The organism is Dietzia psychralcaliphila, from assembly GCF_003096095.1.
Taxonomy (GTDB): domain Bacteria; phylum Actinomycetota; class Actinomycetes; order Mycobacteriales; family Mycobacteriaceae; genus Dietzia; species Dietzia psychralcaliphila.
Map to the genome: position 1 here is coordinate 2,579,093 of NZ_CP015453.1, position 23,381 is coordinate 2,602,473.

At 70.4% G+C, this 23,381-nt stretch carries 21 protein-coding genes; 4 read left to right on the forward strand and 17 right to left on the reverse strand.

Annotated features, from left to right (window positions below):
* Window positions 1-86: 86 nt before the first annotated feature.
* From A6048_RS11800 to ppk2, 3 genes are all read right to left on the reverse strand, one after another.
* Window positions 87-1,220 carry an AI-2E family transporter gene (locus A6048_RS11800; RefSeq protein WP_107746502.1) on the reverse strand — a complete coding sequence of 378 codons (1,134 nt, stop codon included), beginning with the start codon at window positions 1,218-1,220 and terminating at the stop codon, window positions 87-89.
* 54 nt (window positions 1,221-1,274) lie between these two features.
* Window positions 1,275-2,318 (reverse strand): enoyl-CoA hydratase/isomerase family protein, encoded by a 1,044-nt coding sequence (locus A6048_RS11805; RefSeq protein ID WP_107746501.1) that lies wholly within the window; start codon window positions 2,316-2,318, stop codon window positions 1,275-1,277.
* 95 nt (window positions 2,319-2,413) lie between these two features.
* Complete coding sequence (gene ppk2 / locus A6048_RS11810; protein WP_235027474.1) at window positions 2,414-3,316, reverse strand: polyphosphate kinase 2; 903 nt, start codon at window positions 3,314-3,316, stop codon at window positions 2,414-2,416.
* Window positions 3,317-3,399: 83 nt separating this feature from the next.
* Between ppk2 and A6048_RS11815 the strand changes: the two genes are divergently transcribed.
* Both A6048_RS11815 and A6048_RS11820 read left to right on the forward strand, forming a co-directional pair.
* Window positions 3,400-3,954: a TetR/AcrR family transcriptional regulator gene (locus A6048_RS11815; RefSeq protein ID WP_107746671.1), complete on the forward strand. Its 555-nt coding sequence runs from the start codon at window positions 3,400-3,402 to the stop codon at window positions 3,952-3,954.
* Between the two features lie 11 nt (window positions 3,955-3,965).
* Window positions 3,966-4,682: an HAD family hydrolase gene (locus tag A6048_RS11820; RefSeq protein ID WP_235027473.1), complete on the forward strand. Its 717-nt coding sequence runs from the start codon at window positions 3,966-3,968 to the stop codon at window positions 4,680-4,682.
* 218 nt (window positions 4,683-4,900) lie between these two features.
* Here the strand turns inward: A6048_RS11820 and A6048_RS11825 are convergent, their stop codons facing one another.
* From A6048_RS11825 to A6048_RS11860, 8 genes are all read right to left on the reverse strand, one after another.
* Complete coding sequence (locus A6048_RS11825) at window positions 4,901-5,413, reverse strand: endonuclease domain-containing protein (protein WP_159110297.1); 513 nt, start codon at window positions 5,411-5,413, stop codon at window positions 4,901-4,903.
* A gap of 719 nt (window positions 5,414-6,132) precedes the next feature.
* Window positions 6,133-7,980, reverse strand: a complete 1,848-nt coding sequence (locus tag A6048_RS11830) for an ABC-F family ATP-binding cassette domain-containing protein (RefSeq protein ID WP_107746499.1) — start codon at window positions 7,978-7,980, stop codon at window positions 6,133-6,135.
* 53 nt (window positions 7,981-8,033) lie between these two features.
* On the reverse strand, window positions 8,034-9,020 hold the full coding sequence (locus A6048_RS11835; protein ID WP_107746498.1) for a 4-(cytidine 5'-diphospho)-2-C-methyl-D-erythritol kinase: 987 nt from the start codon (window positions 9,018-9,020) through the stop codon (window positions 8,034-8,036).
* 10 nt (window positions 9,021-9,030) lie between these two features.
* Window positions 9,031-10,011 carry a 16S rRNA (adenine(1518)-N(6)/adenine(1519)-N(6))-dimethyltransferase RsmA gene (rsmA, locus tag A6048_RS11840; RefSeq protein ID WP_107746497.1) on the reverse strand — a complete coding sequence of 327 codons (981 nt, stop codon included), beginning with the start codon at window positions 10,009-10,011 and terminating at the stop codon, window positions 9,031-9,033.
* Window positions 10,008-11,183 (reverse strand): resuscitation-promoting factor, encoded by a 1,176-nt coding sequence (locus A6048_RS18810; RefSeq protein WP_107746496.1) that lies wholly within the window; start codon window positions 11,181-11,183, stop codon window positions 10,008-10,010. Before A6048_RS18810 ends, rsmA begins: the two co-directional genes overlap by 4 nt.
* Before the next feature lie 248 nt (window positions 11,184-11,431).
* Window positions 11,432-12,298: a TatD family hydrolase gene (locus tag A6048_RS11850; RefSeq protein ID WP_107746495.1), complete on the reverse strand. Its 867-nt coding sequence runs from the start codon at window positions 12,296-12,298 to the stop codon at window positions 11,432-11,434.
* Window positions 12,299-12,305: 7 nt separating this feature from the next.
* Window positions 12,306-14,144: a methionine--tRNA ligase gene (gene metG, locus A6048_RS11855; RefSeq protein ID WP_107746494.1), complete on the reverse strand. Its 1,839-nt coding sequence runs from the start codon at window positions 14,142-14,144 to the stop codon at window positions 12,306-12,308.
* A 58-nt stretch (window positions 14,145-14,202) separates the two neighbouring features.
* Window positions 14,203-15,759 carry a BCCT family transporter gene (locus A6048_RS11860; RefSeq protein WP_107746493.1) on the reverse strand — a complete coding sequence of 519 codons (1,557 nt, stop codon included), beginning with the start codon at window positions 15,757-15,759 and terminating at the stop codon, window positions 14,203-14,205.
* Between the two features lie 81 nt (window positions 15,760-15,840).
* Between A6048_RS11860 and A6048_RS11865 the strand changes: the two genes are divergently transcribed.
* Entirely contained in the window at window positions 15,841-17,094 is a 1,254-nt protein-coding gene (locus tag A6048_RS11865) for an aminodeoxychorismate synthase component I (protein ID WP_107746492.1), read from the forward strand.
* Window positions 17,095-17,099: 5 nt separating this feature from the next.
* On the opposite strand, the gene rsmI is transcribed toward A6048_RS11865, so the two are convergent.
* Window positions 17,100-17,996 carry a 16S rRNA (cytidine(1402)-2'-O)-methyltransferase gene (gene rsmI, locus A6048_RS11870; protein ID WP_107746491.1) on the reverse strand — a complete coding sequence of 299 codons (897 nt, stop codon included), beginning with the start codon at window positions 17,994-17,996 and terminating at the stop codon, window positions 17,100-17,102.
* 129 nt (window positions 17,997-18,125) lie between these two features.
* Between rsmI and A6048_RS11875 the strand changes: the two genes are divergently transcribed.
* On the forward strand, window positions 18,126-19,637 hold the full coding sequence (locus A6048_RS11875; protein ID WP_107746490.1) for a dolichyl-phosphate-mannose--protein mannosyltransferase: 1,512 nt from the start codon (window positions 18,126-18,128) through the stop codon (window positions 19,635-19,637).
* A 143-nt stretch (window positions 19,638-19,780) separates the two neighbouring features.
* On the opposite strand, the gene A6048_RS11880 is transcribed toward A6048_RS11875, so the two are convergent.
* The 5 genes from A6048_RS11880 to A6048_RS11900 form a co-directional block, all read right to left on the reverse strand.
* Window positions 19,781-20,179: a DoxX family protein gene (locus A6048_RS11880; protein WP_107746489.1), complete on the reverse strand. Its 399-nt coding sequence runs from the start codon at window positions 20,177-20,179 to the stop codon at window positions 19,781-19,783.
* 5 nt (window positions 20,180-20,184) lie between these two features.
* The gene (locus A6048_RS11885) at window positions 20,185-21,048 is read right to left on the reverse strand and encodes an SDR family oxidoreductase (RefSeq protein ID WP_107746488.1); all 864 of its coding nucleotides are present in this window, start codon (window positions 21,046-21,048) and stop codon (window positions 20,185-20,187) included.
* A gap of 98 nt (window positions 21,049-21,146) precedes the next feature.
* Window positions 21,147-22,358 carry an NADH:flavin oxidoreductase gene (locus A6048_RS11890; protein ID WP_107746487.1) on the reverse strand — a complete coding sequence of 404 codons (1,212 nt, stop codon included), beginning with the start codon at window positions 22,356-22,358 and terminating at the stop codon, window positions 21,147-21,149.
* Window positions 22,359-22,502: 144 nt separating this feature from the next.
* On the reverse strand, window positions 22,503-22,907 hold the full coding sequence (locus tag A6048_RS11895; protein ID WP_107746486.1) for a hypothetical protein: 405 nt from the start codon (window positions 22,905-22,907) through the stop codon (window positions 22,503-22,505).
* Between the two features lie 120 nt (window positions 22,908-23,027).
* The gene (locus A6048_RS11900) at window positions 23,028-23,363 is read right to left on the reverse strand and encodes an Rdx family protein (protein ID WP_107746485.1); all 336 of its coding nucleotides are present in this window, start codon (window positions 23,361-23,363) and stop codon (window positions 23,028-23,030) included.
* Between the last annotated feature and the right edge of the window lie 18 nt (window positions 23,364-23,381).

The window sequence follows — 23,381 nt, forward strand, 5'->3', positions numbered from 1 at the left end:
TGCGTCCGGACCGCGGGGCGTTCGGGCCGCCCTGTGTTCGGGCCGCCCTGCGTTCGGACCGCGCTGCGTTCGGACCGCGCGGTGCGTCAGTCCGGCGCCGGCAGCTTGCCGGCGCGCCGCCGGTCGCGCTTGGTGTCGGCGTCGGGGGTGGTCAAGAAGGTCGAGAACCACCGCATCCGCGGGTCGGCGTCCACCAGGAAGGCCTTGACGGCGAGCGTCAGCGGCACCGCCAGGATCGCGCCCAGCGCGCCCGCCACCGAGGCCCAGAACACCAACGACAGGAACGTGACGGTAGGGGTGAGCCCCACGGCATCGCCGGTGAACTTGGGCTGGATGAAGCTCTGGATGACCAGGTTGACCACGCTGTAGATCACCACCACCCAGATGGCGTCGACCGGTCCCCCGGTCAGCAACGCGAAGAGCACCGGCGGTACGAGGCCCAGGACGAAGCCGATGTTGGGGATGTAGTTGGTGACAAAGGCGAGGACGCCCCACACCAGCGCCAGCGGCACCCCGATGATCAGCAGCGCCACCACGTCGATGACCGCCACGATGAGACCGAAGATCGTCGAGACGATCCAGTACGACTTCACGCCATGGGTGAACGAGCTGAGGGCGTCCGCCAGGCGGGGCCGCTGGCGGGCGATCACGGCCCGACGACGGGCGATGCCGGGGATATCGAACACCAGGAAGGTCAGCGCGATCACCAGGACGGTGAGCTGGCCGCCCGCCGAGGACAGTTGCCCCGCCACGTTCTGGACGGTGCCGATGATCGTGCCGGGGTCCACTCCGGCCAGGCTCGAGGAGACCTGGTCCTCATTCACCCCGAACCGGCCGAGGAACTCGATGGTCTGGTTGTACAGCTCGACGAACCTGTCCTGGTACTGCGGGATCTCCTCGGCGGCGATCCACAACGCCCACACGAGCATGCCGACGAGCGCTGCCAGCAGGAGATAGAGCACCAGCAGGACGATGATCATCCCGCCCCACCTCGGCATGCCTGCGCGATCGAGCAGCCGCTGGAGCGGCTGGGCGGCGATCACCAGGTTGAGGGCGAGGAAGGCGGGCATGACCATGTTCGCGTGTTGGGAGATCCCCCAGAGCACCACGAACGCGGCGGCCACCGACACCACGGTGACGGCGGCGATCCCCCAGCTCTTGGGCTCTTCGTGCGGGGCGACCAGATCGGGTTCGCGCTCGCCGTCACCGGTGGTGGTCATGGTCCCTCCTCGACCCGCGCCCCGTGCGCTGGACGCGGATCAGAGTAGACCCTGTCAGCTCCCGGTCAGAGCCGAACGGATGGCGTCGACGTGAACGTCGTCGAGGTCGGACGGATCCCAGGTGGGATTGCGGTCCTTGTCGATCACCACGGCCCGCACACCCTCGACGAAGTCCGGGCGGGCGGTGATCCATCCACCCAGTGCCAACTCGTTGTCCAGGCACTCACGCAGATCGGCCGCCGCGGCCCCCGCGCGGAGCAGCTCGATGGTCGCGATGACCGACGTCGGGCAGTGCGACCGCAGCATCTCCAGGGTCGCGGTGGCCCACTCGTCCTGCTCACCGGATTCCAGGGCTGCGACCATCTCCTGCACGGTCCCGCGGGAGAAGACGTCCTCGATCCGGTCGATGTGGTGCTCCACGGCGGACTCCCCCGCCGCCGAGTGCTCGAGGCCGAACCGGTCGAGGGCGGCGTCCAGGCCGACCTCGCCGATGGCGGTGACGAAGGCGTCGCGGTCCTCGTCGTCGATCAGGTGGGTGGCCAGACCCGTGTACAGCGCGTCGGCGGAGTTCATCCTGACCCCCGTGGTGCCCAGGTAGATGCCCACCGCGAGGCCCCGGGTCCCTCCGCCGCACAGGCGGGGCAGGAAGTGGCTGGCGCCGACGTCGGGGATGAACCCGATGGCCGTCTCCGGCATGGCCATCATGACCTTCTTGGTGACCACGCGATGCGAACCGTTGATGGAGACCCCGAGCCCGCCGCCCATCGCGACGCCGTGGATCACGGCGACCGTCGGCACGCGGTGCGTGTGGTACGCGAGATCCATCGCGTACTCCTCGGAGAAGAACTCCCGGTTGGTCTGGTGCTCCCCCGCGGCCGCGGCGTCGCGCAGCGCGCGGATGTCGCCGCCCGCACAGAACGCCTTCTCCGAGGTGCTGGTGGTGACGACGGCCTCCACGCCCGCGTCCTCCGCGGCGGCATCCAGGGCGGAGTGCAGGGCCCGGCACATGGGGAGGTCGAGGGAGTTCAGGGCCTTGGGGCGGTCCAGGACGATGTGCTGCATCCGGCCTTCTCGCCGGGTGGTGACGAATTCGCTCATGTTCCCAGTGTGTCAGGCCGGCCTGACACCGTCGCCCGGATACTAGGAATTCCTACCTAGACCGCCCCCGCAATCGGGCCGCGCCCCACCTCTCGTCAGAGCAGCTCCGACGCCACGTCCGGCACGTACTTGAACTCCTCGCGCGGCGGCCGCTCGTAGCTGGCGCCCTCGGGCCGCTCCGGGATGTCGAACGACGGCGGCTCCAACTTCTCCCACGGCACGGTGGAGAGCAGGTGCGAGATCACGTTGATCCGCGATCGCTTCTTGTCCTCCGACTCGACCGTGTACCAGGGCGCCTCGGGGATGTCGGTGTGGATGAACATCTCATCCTTGGCCCGGCTGTACGCCTCCCACCGATTGATGGACTCCAGGTCCATCGGCGAGAGCTTCCATCGACGCATGGGATCGGAATGGCGGTCCCGGAAGCGGCGCTCCTGCTCCTCGTCGGAGACGGAGAACCAGTACTTGCGCAACATGATCCCGTCCTCCACCAGCAGGCGCTCGAAGATCGGCGCCTGGTGCAGGAAGCGGCGGTACTCGTCGGTGGTGCAGAAGCCCATCACGCGCTCCACGCCGGCCCGGTTGTACCAGGAGCGGTCGAAGATCACGATCTCCCCGGCCGCGGGCAGGTGCTCGATGTAGCGCTGGAAGTACCACTGGGTCTTGTGCACCTCGTTCGGCGCGGGCAGCGCGACCACACGGGCGTGCCGGGGGTTGAGGTACTGGGTCATGCGTTTGATCGCCGAGCCCTTGCCGGCGGCGTCCCGGCCCTCGAACACCACCACCAGCCGGTTGCCGGTCTCCTTGAGCCAGGCCTGCATCTCCACGAGCTCGGCCTGCAACCGCTCGAGTTCGGCCTCGTAGGCCTTCTTGGGCAGTTTCTCCAGGCCGCTGGGGAGCACGTCCTTCTTCTTGGACCCGCTCTTGCCGCCGCTTCCCGAGGACTTGCTCTTGCCGCCCTTCGGGGTGGCCTTCTTGTCGTCCTTCTTGCCGCTCATGGTCGCGATCCTACGGCCCCGGGCGCACCCACCCGGGCCGATCCGGGTGCAGCCGGCACCCGGCTCGCGCGACAATGGCGTGCGTGAGGTCCCGAGACGCCATCCTGGAAGCCACCCGATCGGTGATCGGGGAGGTCGGCTTCGACGGGGTGAACATCGCGGCCGTGGCCAAGCGGGCCGGGGTGAGCCGGCAGACGGTGTACTCGATCTTCGGCACCCGCGAGGACCTGGTCTCCCAGGCCGTCTCCGACCGGTTGACCACGCTGAACGGTGCCTTCACGGACTTACTCGAGTCGGCCGCCACCCCGCTGGAACTGTTGGTGGAGATCATCGTCCAGGCCCGCCACCGCATCCTGGGCGACCCGATGCTGCGTGTCCTCACGCTGTCCGGCAGCGGCAACCCGGTCTTCGATCCCGGTGCCGCCGAACGCGCCCTCGCGTACTGCGTGGGCCTGCTCGCGCCCGCCGTCGACCGATTCCCCGAACTGTCCGGCCGCGTCGAGTTCCTCGCCGACATCGGAGTGCACGTGGGCTGGTCGGTGCTGTGTCTCGACGACCCCGACTCCCGGTCCGACGCCGACCTGCGCGAGTTCCTCACCGCCTGGCTCGCGCCGCTAGTGGGAGCGCGAGCCGGGTGAGCGCGGGCCGGGTGAGCGGAACCGCACTGGTCCTGTGGGACCTCGACCTCACGCTGCTCGACCCCGCCGGGTTCGGCTCGCGGATGATCGCTCCCGCACTCAGCGAGATGCTGGGCCGCGACCCCGTCATGGGAGCGTCATTCGCCGGGCGGACCGACCGGGCGATCCTCACCGACCTGCTCGAGAGAAACGGGATAACCCGGCCCGACGACGAGGACATCACCCGCCTGATGGACGCGGTCGCCGAGCGGTGCGAGGCCCACGGGCAGAACCTCCTCGACGCCGGAGGCGGAGCGCTTCCGGGAGCGCACGAGGCGGTGACAGCGCTCGCCTCGGTCGAGGGGCTGCATCAGGGGATCGTCACCGGCAACATGCGTCGCACCGCCCTGCTCAAGCTGCGACTCTGCGGGTTCGACGGCCTGCCGGATCCGGGGCTGGGGGCGTTCGGCGATCATCACACCGACCGCGCCGACCTCGTCCGTGGGGCTGTCGACAGGGCCCGCGGCCGCGGGCTCGACGTGGCCGCCACCGGTGCGGTGGTGATCGGTGACCATGTCCACGACGTCCGTGGCGCACTCGACGCGGGGGTCCGCTGTGTGGCCGTGGCCACCGGCCGGGTCCCCGCTGACGAGCTCCACGCCGCCGGTGCCCATGCTGTCCTCCCGGACCTCACCGATCCCCACGCCCTACTCGCCGCTATGCACGACGCACTCCTCGCCCCCTCCTGACTCCAATCCACGCGTTCTTGACCCCGCCACCGCGCCCGTCCGCCCCCTCTCAGGCCCCCAGCCGCACCGCCCAGTGGTCGCAGCACCGCGCAGACCCCCAGCCGCACCGCCCAGTGGTCGCACTCTCCGTGCCGCAAGTCGCGACTACCGTGCCAGAAGGGCCAATTCACCACGGTGGTTGCGACCACGGGCCCCGGCTGCCTGGCGGAGGCGGCCACTCACGGTGCACAACGCCCTCGAACGAGAGCCGCTCTGATCTGTCGCACGACCGCCGACGGGTTGCGCAACATCTGAGCGGTTATCCGCACCACCTGCCAGCCCAGTTCTGCGAGTTCGGCGTTGATGCGGGAGTCTCTCTCCCACGTAGAACGGCTGCTGTGGACTCTGCCGTCATAGAAGATCGCCACCTTCTCTCGCGAATAGCCGAAGTCGGCGGTCGTGACGATCACCCCGTGCTCGCTGTAGATCGTCACCTGCGCCTCCGGATCGGGTAGATCGGATCGCCAGAGCAGCAGTCTCAGCCTGGTCTCCGGTGGGGAGTCCGCCCGCCTATCGCAGTGGCTAAGCAGGCCCCGCACTCTGGGGAGCCCGCGCACACCGCTCAGCTGTAGCGCCAACTCGCTCACTTCAGACACGTCGGTCCCGGTCCGATTGCACAGTGCGTCGACCTTCGCAATTGCGCGCTCGTCGTCGTCATCCCACCGTGCCACGTCGATTGCCGTGCGGGACACGGCCGTCATCTGCACGCCGTGCCGGGTGGTGAGTTGACCCGCGGGTAGGGGGCTTCGTAGTCGGCGTAGCCGCACGCCGACGGGAGCATGCGGAGTCCCGGGCGCATATATCTCGACCTGTCGAGTGATCGACTCCGGGGCGTACCAGCGCTCACCGTGTAGATGGGCCGCGGCCATCCCGCACACCACTGACCCTGGTGGTGCCCAGAGAGCCGCGGCACGCACGAGGATAGTTGGAACGAGAGGCATCGGGGCGCTCACATAGACATCTGGGAACACCCGGTGGTGCGCGGTACGGAGTCTGTGCTCGGAAACTCGGCCAGATGCGAGCGCAGCGCTACCGAGGAAAGGCTCGCCGGGTTCAGGTGCTGTCACCCAACGATCATCTGTCTACCGAGGCGAGACTAGCGCTTGGACTAGCCCGACTGTGGATGAGGTGGACGATCATCCACAGCCCGCCACGACGGCGGCGACCGGAATGCACCGACGGCCCCGGAAACAGCCCAGCTACTGGTCGCACTCACCGTGGAATCTCGCCAGATCTGGCACGGAAGCTACGACCCGCGGCACGGTGGGTGCGACCAGCGGAGGGGGCGGACGGATGGGACGGGGGCGAGAGCCCGAGGGGTGCAAGGCCGGGGCGAGAGGACGTATGGACGGAGGCGGCGCGGGGCTGATCACTGGGCGCAGGCGCGGAGGCGCCGCGCCGGCGGGGCGGGTCAGCCCTCGACGCGCTCGCCCAGCTCCATCCAGCGCTCCTCGAGCTGCTCCTTCTCGGCACCGACGTCTTTGAGATCGCGGTCCAGAGAGGCGAGCTTCTCCGTGTCCACGGCCTCACCCGCGGCGGCGGTGAGTGCGTCGTGGAGGGTGGCCTCCCGCTGATCGAGTTTGACCATCTGGCGCTCGATCTTGGACATCTCCTTGCGCAGCGCCCGCTCGTCCACCGAGCTCAAGCCGGAGCCCCCGCCTGAGCCGGTTGCGCCGCCCGACGCAGAGGACCCCGAGGCCGAGCCGACCGACGTGGCAGCCTCGCGCAACACCTTGCCCGAGTCGCCCGCCGCCCCGGCCTTCTTGCGGCGCTCGAGGTACTCATCGATGCCCCGCGGCAGGTTGGTGAGCCCGCCGTCACCGAACAGCGCCCACACCGAGTCGCAGATGCGCTCGACGAGGTAGCGGTCGTGGGAGATCACGACCATCGTGCCGGGCCAGCCGTCGAGCAGGTCCTCGAGCTGGCGGAGGGTGTCGATGTCCAAGTCGTTGGTGGGCTCGTCGAGGAGCAGCACGTTGGGCTCGGCCATGAGCACCCGCGTGAGCTGCAGGCGCCGCCGCTCGCCGCCGGAGAGGTCGCCGACCGGGGTGCGTTGCCGGGCCGGTGTGAAGCCCAGCCGCTCGGCCAGCTGCGAGGCGCTGAGCTCGATGTCGCCGAACGCCACGCGCGCGGCCACGTCCTCGATCGCCTCGAGCACCCGCTGGTTCAGCGGCAGGTCGTCGAGCTCCTGCCGCAGCCAGCCGATCTTCACCGTCTTGCCCTCCTTGCGGCGGCCCGACCCGAGCGGGGCCTCACCGGCCAGCGCACGCAGCAGGGTGGTCTTGCCGGAGCCGTTGACGCCCACCAGACCCAACCGCTCGCCGGGGGCGAGACGCCAGGTGAGATCCTCCACCAGGGTGCGGCCGTCGGGGGCGTCTAAACGCGCGTCCTCGAGCTCGATCACGACCTTGCCCAGACGCCGGGCCGCGAAGCTCGACAGGCGTAGCGAGTCGCGGGGCGGCGGCACGTCCTTGATCAGCGACTCCGCGGCCTCGATACGGTATCTCGGCTTGGACGTCCGAGCCGGTGCGCCGCGACGCAGCCAGGCCAGCTCCTTGCGCATGAGGTTCTGCCGGCGCGACTCGCTGGCGGCGCTCTGCCGGTCCCGCTCGGCGCGCGCGAACACCCAGTCGTTGTACCCGCCCTCGAACTGCTCGACGCGGCCGTCGACCACCTCCCAGGTGTGGGTGGCGACGGTGTCGAGGAACCACCGGTCGTGGGTGACGACGATGAGCGCAGACGACCGGGAGCGGAGGTGATCCGCGAGCCACTGGACCCCCTCGACGTCGAGGTGGTTGGTCGGCTCGTCGAGGACCAGCAGGTCTAAGTCCTGGACCAGGGCCGCGGCCAGGGAGACCCGCCGCCGCTCGCCGCCGGACAGATCGTCCACCGGGGTGTCCAAGCCCAGGTCGTGGATGCCGATGCCGTCGAGCACCGCGCGGATCCGCGAATCGCCCGCCCATTCGTGGGTGGCCACGCCGAGGCCGCCCAGCACGGACTCGCCCACGGTGTCGGCGGCCAGCTCGGTGCGCTGGGTGACCACGGCCAGTCGTAGGCCGCTCACCCGCGAGACGCGTCCGGTGTCCGGCTCGGCCACCCCGGTGAGGATCTCGAGCAGCGTGGTCTTGCCACCCCCGTTGAGGCCGACCACGCCGATGCGGTCGCCGGCGTTGACGCCCAGGGAGACGTCGTCGAGCACCTGTCGGATCCCGAAGGACACCGACCCCTGCTCGAGGTTGATGAGGTTGGTGGGGGCCATTACTGCTCCGGTGTCTGTTGCGGTGTCTATTACAGGGTGTGTTGCGGGGTCTTCTACGGCGTCTTTTGCGGGGTCTGCTGCGGGTTGTCGATGACGTGGGCTCCGCCGACCGGGCCGTGCGTGAGTCGGACCTCGCGCGCGACGCCGGTCTCGCTCACCTCCGCGGCCACCGCGATCGCCTGCTCGCGGTCGGCGCAGAAGAACAGGCAGGTGGGACCGGAGCCGGAGACCATGCCGTGCAGCGCACCGGCCTCGGCGCCGGCCCGCAGGGTCTTGCGGAGAGCGGGCATCAGCGAGAGCGCGGCGGGCTCCAGGTCGTTGGCGAGCAGCCCGGCCACGCGCGCCGGGTCCTGGCCGGCCAGCGCCTCGACCAGTGCCTCCACGCCGCCGCTGCGGGGCAGGTCGCGGCCGGTCTCGGAACGTTCGGCGCGTAGGCGGTCGAGTTCGGCGAAGACCACCGGGGTGGACAGCCCGCCGTCGGCGATGGCCACCACCACGTGCTGCTCGGCGCGGGCGTGCAGCAGCGGTGCGAGAGTCTCACCCCGACCGGTGCCGAGGGCCGTGCCACCGCGGATGCAGAACGGCACGTCGCTGCCCAGTCGCGCGGCCCGCTCCTCGAGCGCCGCCCGGCCCAGGCCGAGGCCCAGCAGTCGATCGGTGGCCACCAGCGCGGCGGCGGCGTCCGCGCTCCCGCCCGCCATCCCACCGGCCACGGGGACCCCCTTGACGATCCGGATCGCCAGGCGGGCCCCGGACCCGGCCTCGCCGCGGAGCAGATCGACCGCCTTCGCCGCGAGATTGGTCCGGTCCGTGGGCACCTGAGCGGCCCCCGGCCCGGAGACGACCACCACGTCGGGATCGTCGTCGTCGACCAGCGCAACGGTGACCTGTTCCCACAGGTCCACGGCCCGGTACACGGTGAGCAGGTCGTGGAAACCGTCCGCGCGCAGATCGCCGACTCCCAGGTGGAGGTTGATCTTGGCGGGGGCGACGGCCGTCACGGCGCGCGCGCCGGCGGGGGTGGAGACGTCACGGGGCACGCCGACCAGCCTACGGCTCGCGGTGCGCCGGCCCTATCCCGAGCCGCCGCGCCGCCTCCGCGATGCGCACGTAGTCGGCGGTGGTGAGCTGCTCCCCACGCGTCTTGGGGTCCACACCCGCCTCGACGAGCGCGAACTCTGCCTCCGCGGCGGATCCCGCCCACCCGGACAGCGCCGCGCGCAGGGTCTTGCGCCGTTGGGCGAAGGCGGCGTCGGCCACCGCGAACACCCGCTTGCGGTGCGCCTCGCCCAGGTCCCACGGCGGGGTCTCGTACGCGTCGATCCGCACCAGACCCGACTCGACGTTGGGCACCGGCCAGAAGACGTTGCGCCCCACGGTCCCGGTGCGCCTGACGGTGCCGAAGAACCCGGCCTTGACGCTCGGCACGCCGTAGACACGGGATCCCGGGGGTGCGGCCAAGCGGTCGGCCACCTCGAGTTGCACCATCACCAGCGCCGTCCGCAGCGTGGGCACCTCGGCGAGCAGGTGCAGCAGGACCGGGACGGAGACGTTGTAGGGCAGGTTGGCCACGAGTGCGGTCGGCCCGGTCTCGCCGAGGTCGGCGCGGTGAGGATCGGCACCGTGAGGATCGGCGCCCTGAGGATCGGCACCCTGCAGGTCAGCCCCGCGCACGTCGAGCGCGTCGGCGGTCACCACGGTGAGGTTCCCCGCGAGCTCGGGCGCGCGCTCGGCGACGGTCCGGGGCAGCCGCCCGGCCAGGACGGGATCGATCTCGATCGCCACCACCCGACCCGCGGCGTCGAGCAGCGGCAGGGTCAGGGAGCCCAGCCCCGGGCCCACCTCCACGACGGTGTCGCCGGGCCCCACCCCGGAGACGGTGACGATCCGGCGGACCGTGTTGGCGTCGTGGACGAAGTTCTGCCCCTTGGATTTGGTGGGCTTGAGGTCCAGTTCTTCGGCGAGCGCGCGCACCTCCTGGGGGCCGAGGAGATCGGCCTGCCCGCGGAAGGTCGCGTCCGGACCGGTCAGCGTAGGCCCAGCTTCGAGGTGCAGGCGGGCCAGGCGCCCCAGCCCTGCGAGGCCCGGACCTTCTCGGCGATCGCGATCTGCTGCTCACGCGAGGCCAGGTGGGCGCTGGGTGCGTACTGGCCGCCACCGTGTCCGGTCCACGTGCTGGGGGCGAACTGCAGTCCGCCGGAGTATCCGTTGCCGGTGTTGATGCTCCAGTTGCCGTTGGACTCGCACTGGGCGATCGAGTCCCAGACGCCGCCGTTGGAGACCGCGGGGGCGGAGGGGCGGGGTTTGGTACCCACGCGGACGACCGCGGGGCGGGGCTCGGTGAGCACCTTCTCCTCGCCGCGCGTGCGCTCGGTCTCCACGCCGTTGACCAGGGTCACGGTGTACCGGACCTCGCGCTCGCCGGGGGCGCCGGGCTCGACCACGGTGCGCTCCCCCTCGGTCGCCTCGGGGTCCTCGGTGGCCTGCTCGGGAGCGGTGAACGGCTCGACCACGGTCTGCTCGGACGTGGCCACGCGGGTGATGGTCACCTCGGTGCCGGGGGTCGCGGGCGCGTCGGCCGCGGGCTCGACCGTGTCGAGGGGGCCGAGGGCGATGCCGGCGCGCTCGAGGTAGTCGCCCACGGTGTCTCCGGGCGAGGCCAGCGGGGCGGCAGGGGCGCCGTTGTCGGACAGCAGCAGCTCGCGGGGCGTCACCACCGAGATGGTCGCGCCGTCGAGGGGGACCTCGGCGTCGATGCGGGGGGTGATGTAGCTGCGGGGCGGGACGTCGCCACGCTCGGAGATCAGGTCGGCGACGGTGGCGGCGGTGGTCCACACCTGCTCGGAACGCCCGTCCACCTCCAGGGTCACGGGCCGGGCGCGGAGCAGGGTCACGGTGTCGCCGTCGTCGATCCGGCCGCCGGGGGCCACCACCACATCGCGCTCGTCCACGCTGTAACCGGCCTCCTCGAGCGCCGTGCGCACGTCGGAGGTGAAGGTGACCAGTTCGACCGACGAACCGTCGACCTCGAGGGTGTATTCGGTGCGCTGGTCCAGCGCGGCGACCCCGCCCACGACCAGGGTGGCGAGCATCCCGGCCACGGACACCCGCAGCATGGTCGAGCGGGACCTGTGGATGCGGTGGATCGGGGCGAGTACGCCCTTGGCGCCCGTGGGGGTGTCGGTCCGTGAAGCTTCAACCACTGGTCAGTTCTCTCCTCGCATCGCCCGCGCTCGCCCATACGGGCGTCCGCGATTCATCACAAGAGCGTAACGACTCACCCGCCCCGGGGCAATGTGACACCCCTGACGTGCGACGACGACGAGTTGGACAGATCACGTTTTGTTACATAAATCCCGGCAGGCGCATGAGTCACACGCGCCACACGGCGGGATGCAGCGGTGGGCAGCGGGGCCGGGCAGCGGAGGCGGACTCGCTCCCGGCCGTGATCTCAGACGGTCAGGCCGAAGACACCGCGGGCCGTGTCGGCGGCCTCGGCGACGAACTCTGCCGGCGACTGACCGCGGACCTCGGCCACGACCCGGGCGGTGTAGCCCACCAGTCCCGGCTCGTTGCGGGCTCCACGGAACGGTTCGGGCGCCATGTAGGGGGCGTCGGTCTCCACGAGCAGCTGACCCGCGGGGGCCAGGCGGGCGGCCTCGCGCAGGTGGTCGTTGGCCTTGAAGGTCACGTTCCCGGTGAACGACAGCACGTAACCGCGGTCCAGCGCCTCCCGGGCCACCTCGAGCGGCGAGGAGAAGCAGTGCAGCATGACGGACGGGATGCCCGAGTCCGGGCCGGCCACCTCGCCGAGGACCCGCATCAGGTCGTCGTCGGCCTCCCGGTTGTGGATCATCAGACACTTGCCCACCTCGGCGGCGAGCCCGGCGTGCCAGCGCAGTGACTCCTCCTGCTCGGCCGGGTCGGCGCAGCCGTCCATCTTCCCCACCCAGTAGTGGTCGAGGCCGGTCTCCCCCACCGCTACCACCCGGGGGTGCGCGGCGAGCTCGCGCAGCCGTTCCCGGACGGCGGGGCCACTGTCCGGGTCGGTGAGCTCCCGTGCCCGCGTGGGGTGCACCGCGACGGCGGCGTACACCCGCTCGTCGGCCTCCGCGGCGGCCACCACGGCTTCCGACTCGGCCAGGTCGTCGCCCACGGTCACCATCGCCGCCACCCCGGCCAGGGCGGCCCGGTCGGCGGCGGCGCGAACCTCGTCCGCCGTGCGGTGGCCGCAGGAGTACAGGTGGGTGTGGGCATCCACCAGCCCGGGGAGCAGCTCGGGGAGGACGGGGGTCGGACGGGGCTTGCGCTTGGCCATCGGGAGATCAGTCCTCGCGCCGGATCGGCGCCCATTCGGGCCCGGTCTCGGCGAGTTCGGGGTCGACCTTGGCGAACAGCGGGCTGGGTTTGGCCAGCGGGGTCCCGGGAGTGAGCTCGGTGCGCGCCCACGTGGCCTGCTCGGAGGCGTAGTCGCCCATGATCACCGGGTAGCTGCGTCCCGCCTCGGGTAGGCCCGTCCCGACCAGGTCAACCGGCATGTCGTCGGTCACCTCGTGCACCTGGGGCGACGCGGCCCACACGCCCTGCCCGCCGATCGCGCCGTGGATCTGCTGCGCGGCCGACGGCATGTACGGGGTGAGCAGGGTGTTGGCGTCGGAGACCACCTGCAGCGCGGTGTGCAACACGGTGCCCAAGCGCTCGCGCTGGTCCGGTTCCTTGGCCAGCTTCCACGGCTCGGTGGCCGCGATGTAGCGGTTGGCGGCGCCCACGACCCGCATGGCCTCGGTCACGCCCGCCTTGAACCGGGAGCGCTCGAGATGCCCGCCGATGGTGGCGAAGGCCGATTCGGCATCGCGCAGCAGCTCGGCGTCCAGGTCGGTGAGGGTGCCGGGTCGCGGGATCTCACCGAAGTTCTTGTGTGCCATGGACACCGTGCGGTTGACCAGGTTCCCCCAGCCGCCCACCAGCTCGGCGTTGGTGCGGCGCACGTACTCGTCCCAGGTGAAGTCGGTGTCCTGGTTCTCCGGCCCGGCCACCGAGATGAAGTACCGCAGTGCGTCCGGGCCGAACTCGGCCAGGAAGTCGCGGACGTAGATCACCACGCCCCGCGAGGACGAGAACTTGGACCCGGACATCGTGAGGAATTCGGACGAGACCACCTCGGTCGGCAGGTTGAGCGCGCCCAGTGCGCCCGGCTCGCCGCCGTGGGCTCCCCGGCCGTCGTACCCGATGAGCTCCGCAGGCCAGATCTGCGAGTGGAAGGTGATGTTGTCCTTGCCCATGAAGTAGTGGGAGACCGCGTCCGGGTCCGTCCACCAGCGCCGCCACGCCTCGGGCTCGCCGGAACGCCACGCCCACTCGATCGAGGCGGACAGGTAGCCCACCACCGCGTCGAACCACACGTAGAGCTTCTTGTCGCCCCGGTCCTGCCATCCCTCTACCGGGATCGGGATGCCCCAGTCGATGTCGCGGCTCATCGCGCGCGGGCGCAGGTCCTCGAGCAGGTTGAGCGAGAACTTCAGGACGTTGGGCCGCCAGTCCTCGCGGCCCTTGAGCCAGTCCCCCAGCGAGTCCGCGAGCGCGGGCAGGTCGAGGAACCAGTGCTCGGTCTCGATGAACTTCGGGGTCTCCCCGTTGATCTTGGAGACCGGGTTCTTCAGGTCGGCCGGGTCGAGCTGGTTGCCACAGTTGTCGCACTGGTCGCCCCGGGCGCCGTCGTCACCGCAGATCGGGCAGGTGCCCTCGATGTACCGGTCCGGCAGCGTGCGGCCCGTCGAGGGACTCACCGCCCCGGTGGTGGTCTTGGCCACCATGTACCCGTTGCGGTGCAGTCCCTTGAAGAGCTCCTGGACCACCGAGTAGTGGTTCCGGGTGGTGGTGCGGGTGAACAGGTCGTAGCTCAGCCCCAGACCGGCGAGGTCGTCGACGATCACCCGGTTGTACCGGTCGGCGAGGGACTGGACCGACACCCCCTCCTTCTCGGCCTGCACGAGAAGCGGGGTGCCGTGCTCGTCGGTACCCGAGACCATCAGCACGTCATTGCCGGCCATCCGCTGGTACCGGGAGAAGACGTCCGACGGCACCCCGAACCCCGAGACGTGTCCGATGTGCCGGGGGCCGTTCGCGTACGGCCATGCGACCGCGGTCAGGACTGTCTTCGCCATGGGCCCCAGAGTAGTGGTCGCGTCCACGGCAGCCGTGCCGGGAGTCCCCCGGCCCGCGTCAGGCGTTCTCGGCCGCCGGATCGTGCGAGAGCGACTTGTGGATCGACACGCACAGGGCTATCAGCACCAGGACGAACGGCGACGCCGCGATGATGGTCATGTTCTGCAGACTCGACAGCGCGTCACCGCCACCGTCGCCGGCCACGAGCATGATGATCGCGACCGCGGCCGTGAAGGTACCCATCAGCATGACGATCCACCGGGACGGCTCCTCGACGCCGTGCTGGGCCATTCCGCCCATGACGATCGACGCCGAGTCGGCCGAGGTGATGAAGAAGACGGCGATGAGCACCATGGCGACCACCATCAGCACCGGCGCGAGGGGCAGTTCGCGGAGCAGGTTGAACAGCTGGGGTTCGAGAGCGCCGTCACCGAAGACGCTCCGCCCGGCGTCCTCGAGGTACAGGGCGAACCCGCCGAAGATCGAGAACCACAGCACCGACAGGGTGCTGGGGATCAGGACCACACCGATGATGAACTCGCGGACCGTGCGGCCCCGGCTGATCCGGGCGAGGAACATGCCCACGAAGGGCGACCAGGAGATCCACCAGGCCCAGTAGAAGACCGTCCAGCCGGACAGCCACTCGGCCGCCTCGCCGTTCTCGCTCACCGCGGTGCGGGAGGCCATGTCGAAGAAGTCGGAGAAGTACGCACCGACCGTGGTGGGGACCAGGTCGAGCATGAAGAACAGCGCACCGGAGAAGATCGCGACGAACAGGGCGAGCGAGATCGCCAACACCAGGTTGATGTTGGACAGGATCCGGATGCCGTTGCCGATGCCGGAGGCAGCCGAGGCGAGGAACACCAGGCCCAACACCACGATGACGCCCACGACGAGCGCGATGCCGCCGCCGCTGACCGCGCCGGTCTCGTTGAGACCGGCCCGGATCTGGAGCGCGCCGAGGCCCAGGGAGGCGGCGGTGCCGAAGATGGTGGCCACGACCGTGGCGATGTCCAGGACCTTGCCAATCCATCCGTTGGCCCGCTTCTCGCCGATGAGCGGGACGAACGCCTGCGAGATCAGGTGGCCGCGCTTGAAACGGTAGGCGGCCAGCGCGAGCGCCAGCCCCACCACGGCGTACATGGACCACGGGTGGAGGGTCCAGTGGAAGGCGGTGGTGGCCATGGCCACGTCGTACTGCTGCTCCTGGCCCGGGGGCGGGGTCTGGAAGTGGGTGAGCGGTTCGGACACGCCGTAGAACATGAGCCCGATGCCCATGCCGGCGGCGAACATCATGGCGATCCAGGACCGGGTGCTGTACTGCGGCTTCTCGTCATCGCCGCCCAGGCGGATGCCGCCGAAGCGGGAGAACGCGAGGTAGATGGTGTAGGCCACGACGGTGGTGGCCACGACGATGAACAGCCAGCCCACCGTGTGGACCACCACGTCGAAGGCCCTGCCCGCGGCGCTCTCGAACGAGACCGTGTAGAACAAGCCCCACACCACCACGATCAGGGCGATCACGGCGGCGGGGATGATTACCGCGAAGTCGGCGCGTGGCCGTGTTGTCGGCGTGGTCCCGGGGTCACTTTTCTGTTCGTTGGCACTGGACATTCATGAAACCTTGTCAACAACTCCGGCGGAGTGCAAGATAATAAGTTCTTCACCGGCACAGGTGCGTGTAAGCATGAACGGGTGCCCGACCGTCTGATAGCCGTCCCGGAACTGCTGCGCGCGTTGCGCGACCGGGCGCGGTCACTGGGACTCGCGCCCCCGGCCGCCTTCCTCGGCGACTGGCGGGACCGTCGTGCCGTGGTGGTCCCGTCGGTCGACCTCCGGCCCGTGGCGCAGGAGGCGGCGTTCGCGGAGAGCGACCACCTCGTCGTCGTCTACCGGTCCTTCCCCGACACCGTGCCCGGCGCCGCTCCCCCGCTCCCGGCCGCGGTGCGCGGCGAGGCCTCCGGGTGGCTCACACTCGAGGCCGACGGCCGGTGGTCACGCCACGGCGACGCCCCCGACCCGGAGCAGGTGGTGCGCGACCACGGTCGCGGCCGCCGACACGACCGCGCCGCCGCCGGACACAACAACGACGACCACGACGGCAACGACGGCAACGACAACACCGACAGGGAGGCCGGCCGTCTCCCGGACTGGGCTGCCCCGGACCGCGCCGCGCACCGCGCGGCCGTCTCGGATTGTCTCGAGGCGATCCGCGCCGGCGAGGTCTACCAGGCCTGTCTGAGCACGAGGCTGCACGGCACGCTCCGCGCGGACCCGCTCGAGACTTTCCTCGCGATCACCGGCCACGCCCCCGCCGCCCGCTCCGCCTACCTCGAGGGCCCGTGGGGGGCCGTGCTCGGCTTCTCGCCGGAGGAGTACCTGGTGCGCCGCGGCCAGGTGGTCCGGTCCAGCCCCATCAAGGGCACACTCTCGGCGGACCGGGACCCGGCTCTGCTGTTGCAGTCCGCCAAGGACATCGCGGAGAACATCATGATCGTCGACCTGGTCCGCAACGACCTCGGACGCGTGGCCGACGTCGGGTCGGTGACCGTGACGGACCTGCTCGCCATCCGCCCGGCACCGGGCGTGCACCACCTGGTCTCCACCGTCACCGCCCGCACGACCGCGGACAACACCGCACTGGTGGAGGCCACCTTCCCGCCCGCCTCGGTGACCGGGACCCCCAAGTCCCGGGCCCGGGAGCTCATCGCCGGGTGGGTACCGGTCTCGCGGGGTCTGCACTGCGGGGCGTACGGCTTCGCCCTGGGACGGGACCTCGAGCTCGCCGTGGCCATCCGCACCCTGGAGGCCACCCACGACGGCCGGGTGGAGCTGGGCGTGGGCGGCGGCATCACCATCGACTCCGACCCCGACGCCGAGTGGGACGAGTGCGTGCACAAGGCCGCCTTCACCTGGGGTGGCGGACCGGCGCCGTGGGGGCCGGGCTGACGGGACTACTCGTCAGCGGTGTCCTCAGCCGTCTCGTCGGCCGTCTCGTCGGCCGTCTCGTCGGCCGTGCGCGCGTCGATCACCGCCTGGTAGAGGTCCCGCTTGGTCATCGACGACCCCTCGGCGACCGCCGCGCACGCGTCCTTGAGCCGCTCGCCGGCCTCGACCCGTTCCTCGACGATCTCGACCAGGTCCTCCGTAGTGGCGGAGGAGTCGGCGGAGTCCGCCCCCTCGATCACCACCACGATCTCCCCGAGCACCCCGCCGGCCGTCCGTTCCGCCAGCTCGCCGAGGGTGCCCCGCAGGACCTCCTCGTAGGTCTTGGTGAGCTCGCGACACACGGCCGCGCGTCGGTCGGCACCCAACACCGCGGCGGCGTCGGAGAGCGTGTCGGCGAGCCGGTGCGGCGACTCGAAGAACACGCACGTGCGCTCCTCGGCGGCCAGGCGCGCCAGCCAGGTCCGGCGGCGGCCCGCGCGGCGCGGCGGGAAACCGTCGAAGCAGAACCGGTCCACCGGCAACCCGCTCAGAACCAACGCCGTGGTCACCGCCGACGGGCCGGGTAGACAGGTCACCGCGAGTCCGGCCTCGATGCACGCGATCACCAGCGAGTACCCCGGATCCGACACCGCGGGCATCCCGGCGTCGGTCACCACGGCCACCACGTCACCGGCGCGGACCAGGTCCAGGAGCTGCGGCACGCGGCCGGCCTCGTTGTGCTCGTAGAAGCTCATGACCCGGCCCGGGATCGTGATCCCGAGCGCGGTCGCGAGCCCACGCAGGCGCCGGGTGTCCTCCGCGGCCACCACGTCGGCGGTGGCCAGAAGATCCCGGAGTCGGGTGGAGGCGTCGCCCGGGTTCCCGATGGGGGTGGCGGCCAACACGACACGTCCGGACGTCATGCGCTCCACCCTATCCCCGGTCGCCGTGGTCTCACCTCGCCCGTGCCCTCGCCCGCCCGTGTCCCCGCGTGCCCGGATCCCCGACGCCCGTGTCCCCGGCGCCCGGCAGGCCCCCATTATGCTCGCGGTGTGACCTCGACCCCAAGCGTGCGCTCCCCGGGCCGCCCGCTTCCGGAACCGGACACCGGGCCGGTCGACACCACCCGGGACTGGATCGTCACCGGCGTCATCCTGGTCCTGGCCTTCGTCTCACGCTTCTGGGGTCTGACCTCTGCCACGGACAAGGGCACACCGGTCTTCGACGAGAAGCACTACGCCCCCCAGTCGTTCAGCATCGCCCAGCTGGGAATCGAGGAGAACCCGGCCTACGGTCTGGTGGTCCACCCGCCCGTCGCCAAACAGATCGAGTCGCTCGGCGGGCTTCTCTTCGGCTACACGCCACTGGGCTGGCGGTTCACCGCGGCGATCTGTGGCGTGCTCGTGGTGCTCATGGTCATGCGGATCACCAGGCGGCTGACCCGGTCCACCCAGCTCGGTCTGATCGCGGGCCTCCTGCTGTGCCTGGACGGGGTCACCTTCGTGACCTCACGCATCGGCATGCTGGACATCTACCAGGTCCTGTTCGTCACCGCCGCCGCCGGCGCCCTGCTCGTCGACCGCGACCAGATGCGCGGCCGAATGCACCGCGCCGCGCTCGCCGGCCGGCTCCACCTGTCGGATTTCGGGCCGCGCCTCGGCTTCCGCTGGTGGCGGTTCACCGCCGGCGTCATGCTCGGGCTGGCCCTGGGTGTCAAGTGGTCCGGCCTGTACTTCATCGCCTTCTTCGGCCTCATGACCGTGGCCTGGGACTGGGCGTTGCGCAGTCGCTACGGGGTGCGGCGGCCCCTGGCGGGCGCGTTGATCCGGGATTCCGTCCCGGCCTTCATCACGCTGGTCATCTGGCCCGCGCTGATCCACATGTTCACCTGGCTGCCGTGGTTCGCCGGCGAGAACTCGGTGTACCGGCACGCGGTGGGTTCCAAGGTCGACGACAACTGGCTTCCCGATTCTCTCCAGTCGTGGCTCTACTACCAGTCGTCCGTGCTGGACTTCCACTCCTCGCTCACCACCTCGGCGGGCAACCGACACCCGTGGGAGTCCAAACCGTGGACCTGGCCGATGAGTCTGCGGCCGATGCTCTACTACGTCGAGCAGGGCGAGGACGTGACCGGCTGCGGCCAGGACTCGTGCGTCCGCGCCATCATGCTCCTGGGGACTCCCGCGATCTGGTGGCTCGCGGTCCCGGTGCTCGGCTGGGCGTTCTGGCGCGCGGTGATCTGCCGCGACGGCCGGTACGCGTTCCCGCTCGTCGGCTACATGGCGGGCTACCTGCCGTGGTTCTTCCAGCACGACCGCCAGATGTATTTCTTCTACGCCTCGGTGATGGTGCCGTTCTTCGTGATGATGGTGGCGCTGGTCCTGGGCGAGATCGCCGGCAAGTCCACCGACTCCCCACAGCGACGAACCACCGGCCTGGGGATCGTGTGTCTCTACCTGGCACTGGTGGTGGCCAACTTCATCTACATGCTGCCCATCCTGTCGGGGATGCCGATCACCCCGACGGAGTGGAACGAGCAACTCTGGCTGCCGTCCTGGCGCTGAGCCTCCCCGCCGTCGACCCTCCCGGGCACAGCGGCACCCCCTGACGTGGAGTCACTCCGTCAGCCGCATGGCACGATCGACCTGCGGAAACATTGCAGGCAGTGACTCCACCAGAGAGGCGGATCCGGTGGGCCCTGGCGCGATCACCCTCCCAGCGCCCTGTCGATGCTGAACCGGCCCGCCCCGACCGCGGCGACGAGTAACACGCCCACCCCCAGCGCCACCACGAGCTCCCAACCGTTCTGGGTGACGAAGGGACCGTTGGTGGCGTGGACGAAATACAGAGCGCCCGCCATGTCCACGGCCAGCAGGATCCCGGCCAAGGGCGTGAGGATGCCCGCGATGAGCGCGATCCCGGCGATCAGCTCGACCCCCGCGACGATCGCGGCGGTGACCTCGGGCTGCGGGATGCCGTAGCCGGCGAACTGCTCCCCCACCCGGCCCAGTCCCAGCGTGAAGAACTTCTGCCACCCGTGGGCCACGAACACCGCCCCGAGCCCGATCCGGGCCAGCAGGATGGCGGCGTCGTTGAGGGTGTCCATCCCCCTCACGGGAGGATTCCCTCGCCGGCCTTGTTGATGCGACGGCTCAGGAACTTCATCGCGAGCATGTAGAGGGGCGGGGCGAATTTCTGGGCGGCGAAGCCCAGTCGGATGTCCGGCGAGGTGTAGACGATGTAGCGGCCCTTACGCACGCCCTCGAGCGTCTTCTCGGCCGCGACCTCCGGGGTGACGGCGTGGCGCCGGAACTGGTCCACGGTCTTGGCCACCTCGGGGTCCGAGCGGTCCACGCCCGCGATCTCGACGGTCTCCACCAACGGGGTGTCCACGCCTCCCGGGCAGACCAGGTGCACACCGATCCCGTACGGCGCCAGATCGAACCGCAGCACCTCGGCGATGCCACGTATGCCGAACTTGGCGGCGCTGTAGGCGGCGTGCCACGGCAGACCCAGCAGACCGGCGGCGGACGAGACCATGACCAACGCCGCGGGCCGCCTGGCGGCCATCATCGCCGGGATGAACGCCTCGATCACGTGGATGGTGCCCATGAGGTTGACCTCGACCATGGACCGCCACACGCGGTGTTCGAGCAGGTCAGGCCGGCCCCAGGCCGAGTTGCCCGCGACGTGGAAGACCGCGTGCGGGGCACCGTGCGTGGCACTCACGCTCTCGCCGAACTCCCGCACCGCCTCGTACTCGGTGATGTTCAGGACCTCGGAGACCAGCACCGCGGCGCCCTCGTCCCGGCAGGCCTGCGCAGCGGTCTCCAACCCGGCGGCATCGCGGTCCGTCAGCACCAGCCGGGCACCCTCGCCCGCCAACCGGATCGCCACGGCGCGGCCGATCCCGCTGGCCGCGCCGGTGACCACACAGGTCTTTCCGCGATAGTCGGTGATCCGTCGCCTCGACATGTGGTTCCCTTCCGGCCCGGGTCGTCAGGAGCGGGCCTCTCGGAGTCCCACCGTAGCGGCCCGCCGGCGTCAGGCAGGCGGTCTGACGCCGGTCCGCGTCACCCGCGCGCCGGGATGGGCGGCACGTAGTCGCGCAGGACGCAGCGGCTCCCGCTGTAGATCGTGGCCATGCAGCGGTTGCAGTGCACGCACAGGGAACGGCGACGGTCGTCGGCCATCAGCTTGTTGGGCAGGTCCGGCTCGCGCAGCAGGCCCCGGCCCATGGCCACGAACTCGAAGCCGGCGCTCATCGCCTTGTCGATCGACGGACGGTCGACTATCCCGCCGAGCAGCATCATCGGCAGGCTGACGGCCTCGCGGATCTGACGGGCGTCGTCGAGCATGTAGGCGTCCGTGTAGGGGTACTCCTTGAACATCCTGGGGCCGACGACCTTCATACCCAGCTTGATGACCGGCGGCTGGGTGGCGGCGAACTCGTGCAGCGGCGCGTCGCCCTTGAAGAGGTAGATCGGGTTGAGCAGTGAGCTGCCCACGGTCATCACCAGAGCATCCGCCGAGCCGTCCTCCTCGATCCACCTGGCCACCTGCACGGCCTCGTCGATCCAGAAGCCGCCGGGCACGCCGTCGTCCATGTTGAGCTTGATGGTCACCGCGATCCGGTCGCCCATCGCGTCGCGGACGGCGCGGCCGATGCGTCGGGCGAACCGCGCGCGGTTCTCGAGGGACCCGCCGTAGGCGTCTTTGCGCTTGTTGAGCTTGGGGCTGAGGAACTCGCTCACCAGGTAGTTGTGCCCGAAGTGCACCTCGATGGCGTCGAACCCGGCCTCCGCCGCACCGCGGGCTGCGCGGACGTGGTCCTCCACGATCCGGTCGATGTCCGCCTCGGTGCAGGCCTTGGTCAACGACATGCCCGTGGGGGCCGGGATCCGGGACGGCCCCATCGCCGGCATCTTGTTGGAGGTGGAGTTGGCCACGGCGCCCGCGTGGCCGACCTGCGCGGAGACGGCCGCTCCCTCGGCGTGCACGGTGTCGGTGAGCTTGCGCAGCATGCCTCCGTCGTCCATGCCCCAGTGGTACTGGTGCCGGTCGGTGCGGCCCTCCGGCGAGGTGGCCAGGTAGGCGACGGTCGTCATGCCGACGCCGCCGCGGGCGTATTCGGCGTGGAACTCGATGAGCTCGTCGGTGACCCGACCCTCGGGGCAGCGGCCCTCGAACGTCGCCGCCTTGACGATGCGGTTGCGCAGCGTCACGTTTCCGATCTTCGCCGGACTGAAGACGTCGGGGACAGGGCTACCGGGTGCGAGGGTCATGCGCGAACTATAACGCGTTCCATTCGGCTGTTCACGCACTTTGGCCAGCACTTTTGCACTCAGTGCACGCAGCTCCGGCCACTGCCCGGCCACTGCCCGGCCGCCTCCCGCCGCGGGTCGGCCTCCCCGGCCCGCTCGGCCTGCTCAGCCCTGGGGGTTGAGCGATGTGGAGTCGATACCCGAAAGCGCCTGATCCGCCAGGTCTGCCGCCGAGTCCGTGGGGACCACCCTCTCCAGTACGCTCCCCACGCCCGGAACGCCACCGACGAGGGCGGAGACCGAACCGTTGGTGTCCCCGGCGAGCAGGTGGTCGATCGACTCGCCGAGTGCCGGAGCGATCACGCAGACCACGCTCGTCGGGAGGCCCGCGCCGGCGAGGTTGGCCACGCTACCGGCGTTGCAGGCCGCGGTGGCGGCCGAGCCGACCGGACCGCTGGTGGATCCCGGCAGCGAGCCGGTGACTGAGCCGAGCTGCGCGGACGCCGTTCCGGCGCCCGCGAGGAGGGTTACGGCGGCGACGCCGCACACGATGAGAAGCCTTCCGGACATGTCGCTCTCCCTGGAGTCGTTCGGGGGCGGCAGTCGCCGCCTGCAGACCAGCACATCAGAGTTCGCTTACCTGAAGATGAACAATGCGCGGAATCCGGACGCGCCCACGGCCAACTGGCCCTATCCGGATCCCGGGCGCCGATCCGTGTGGGCGGATCCGTGCTGATCGTCGGCGGGCGCGACCCGGTCGGCGTGGCCGAGTGACTTCCCCGGTGCCACGAGGTCTCGTACGGCTCGCTTCAGCTCGGTGATCTCGGGGAATCCGCCGTCCCTCTTGCGATTCCAGACCTGCTCGTCGTCGACGTCGATGCGGAACGTGCCGCCGGTCGCCGGCACCAGGGCGACCTCTCCGATCTCACCCTCGAAGGTCTGGAGCAGCTCGCCCGCGTACCACTGGGCCCGAAGCATCCACCGGCACTGCGTGCAGAAGGTGATGGCGATCCGAGGGGATGGCATATCGCCCACAGTGCCACA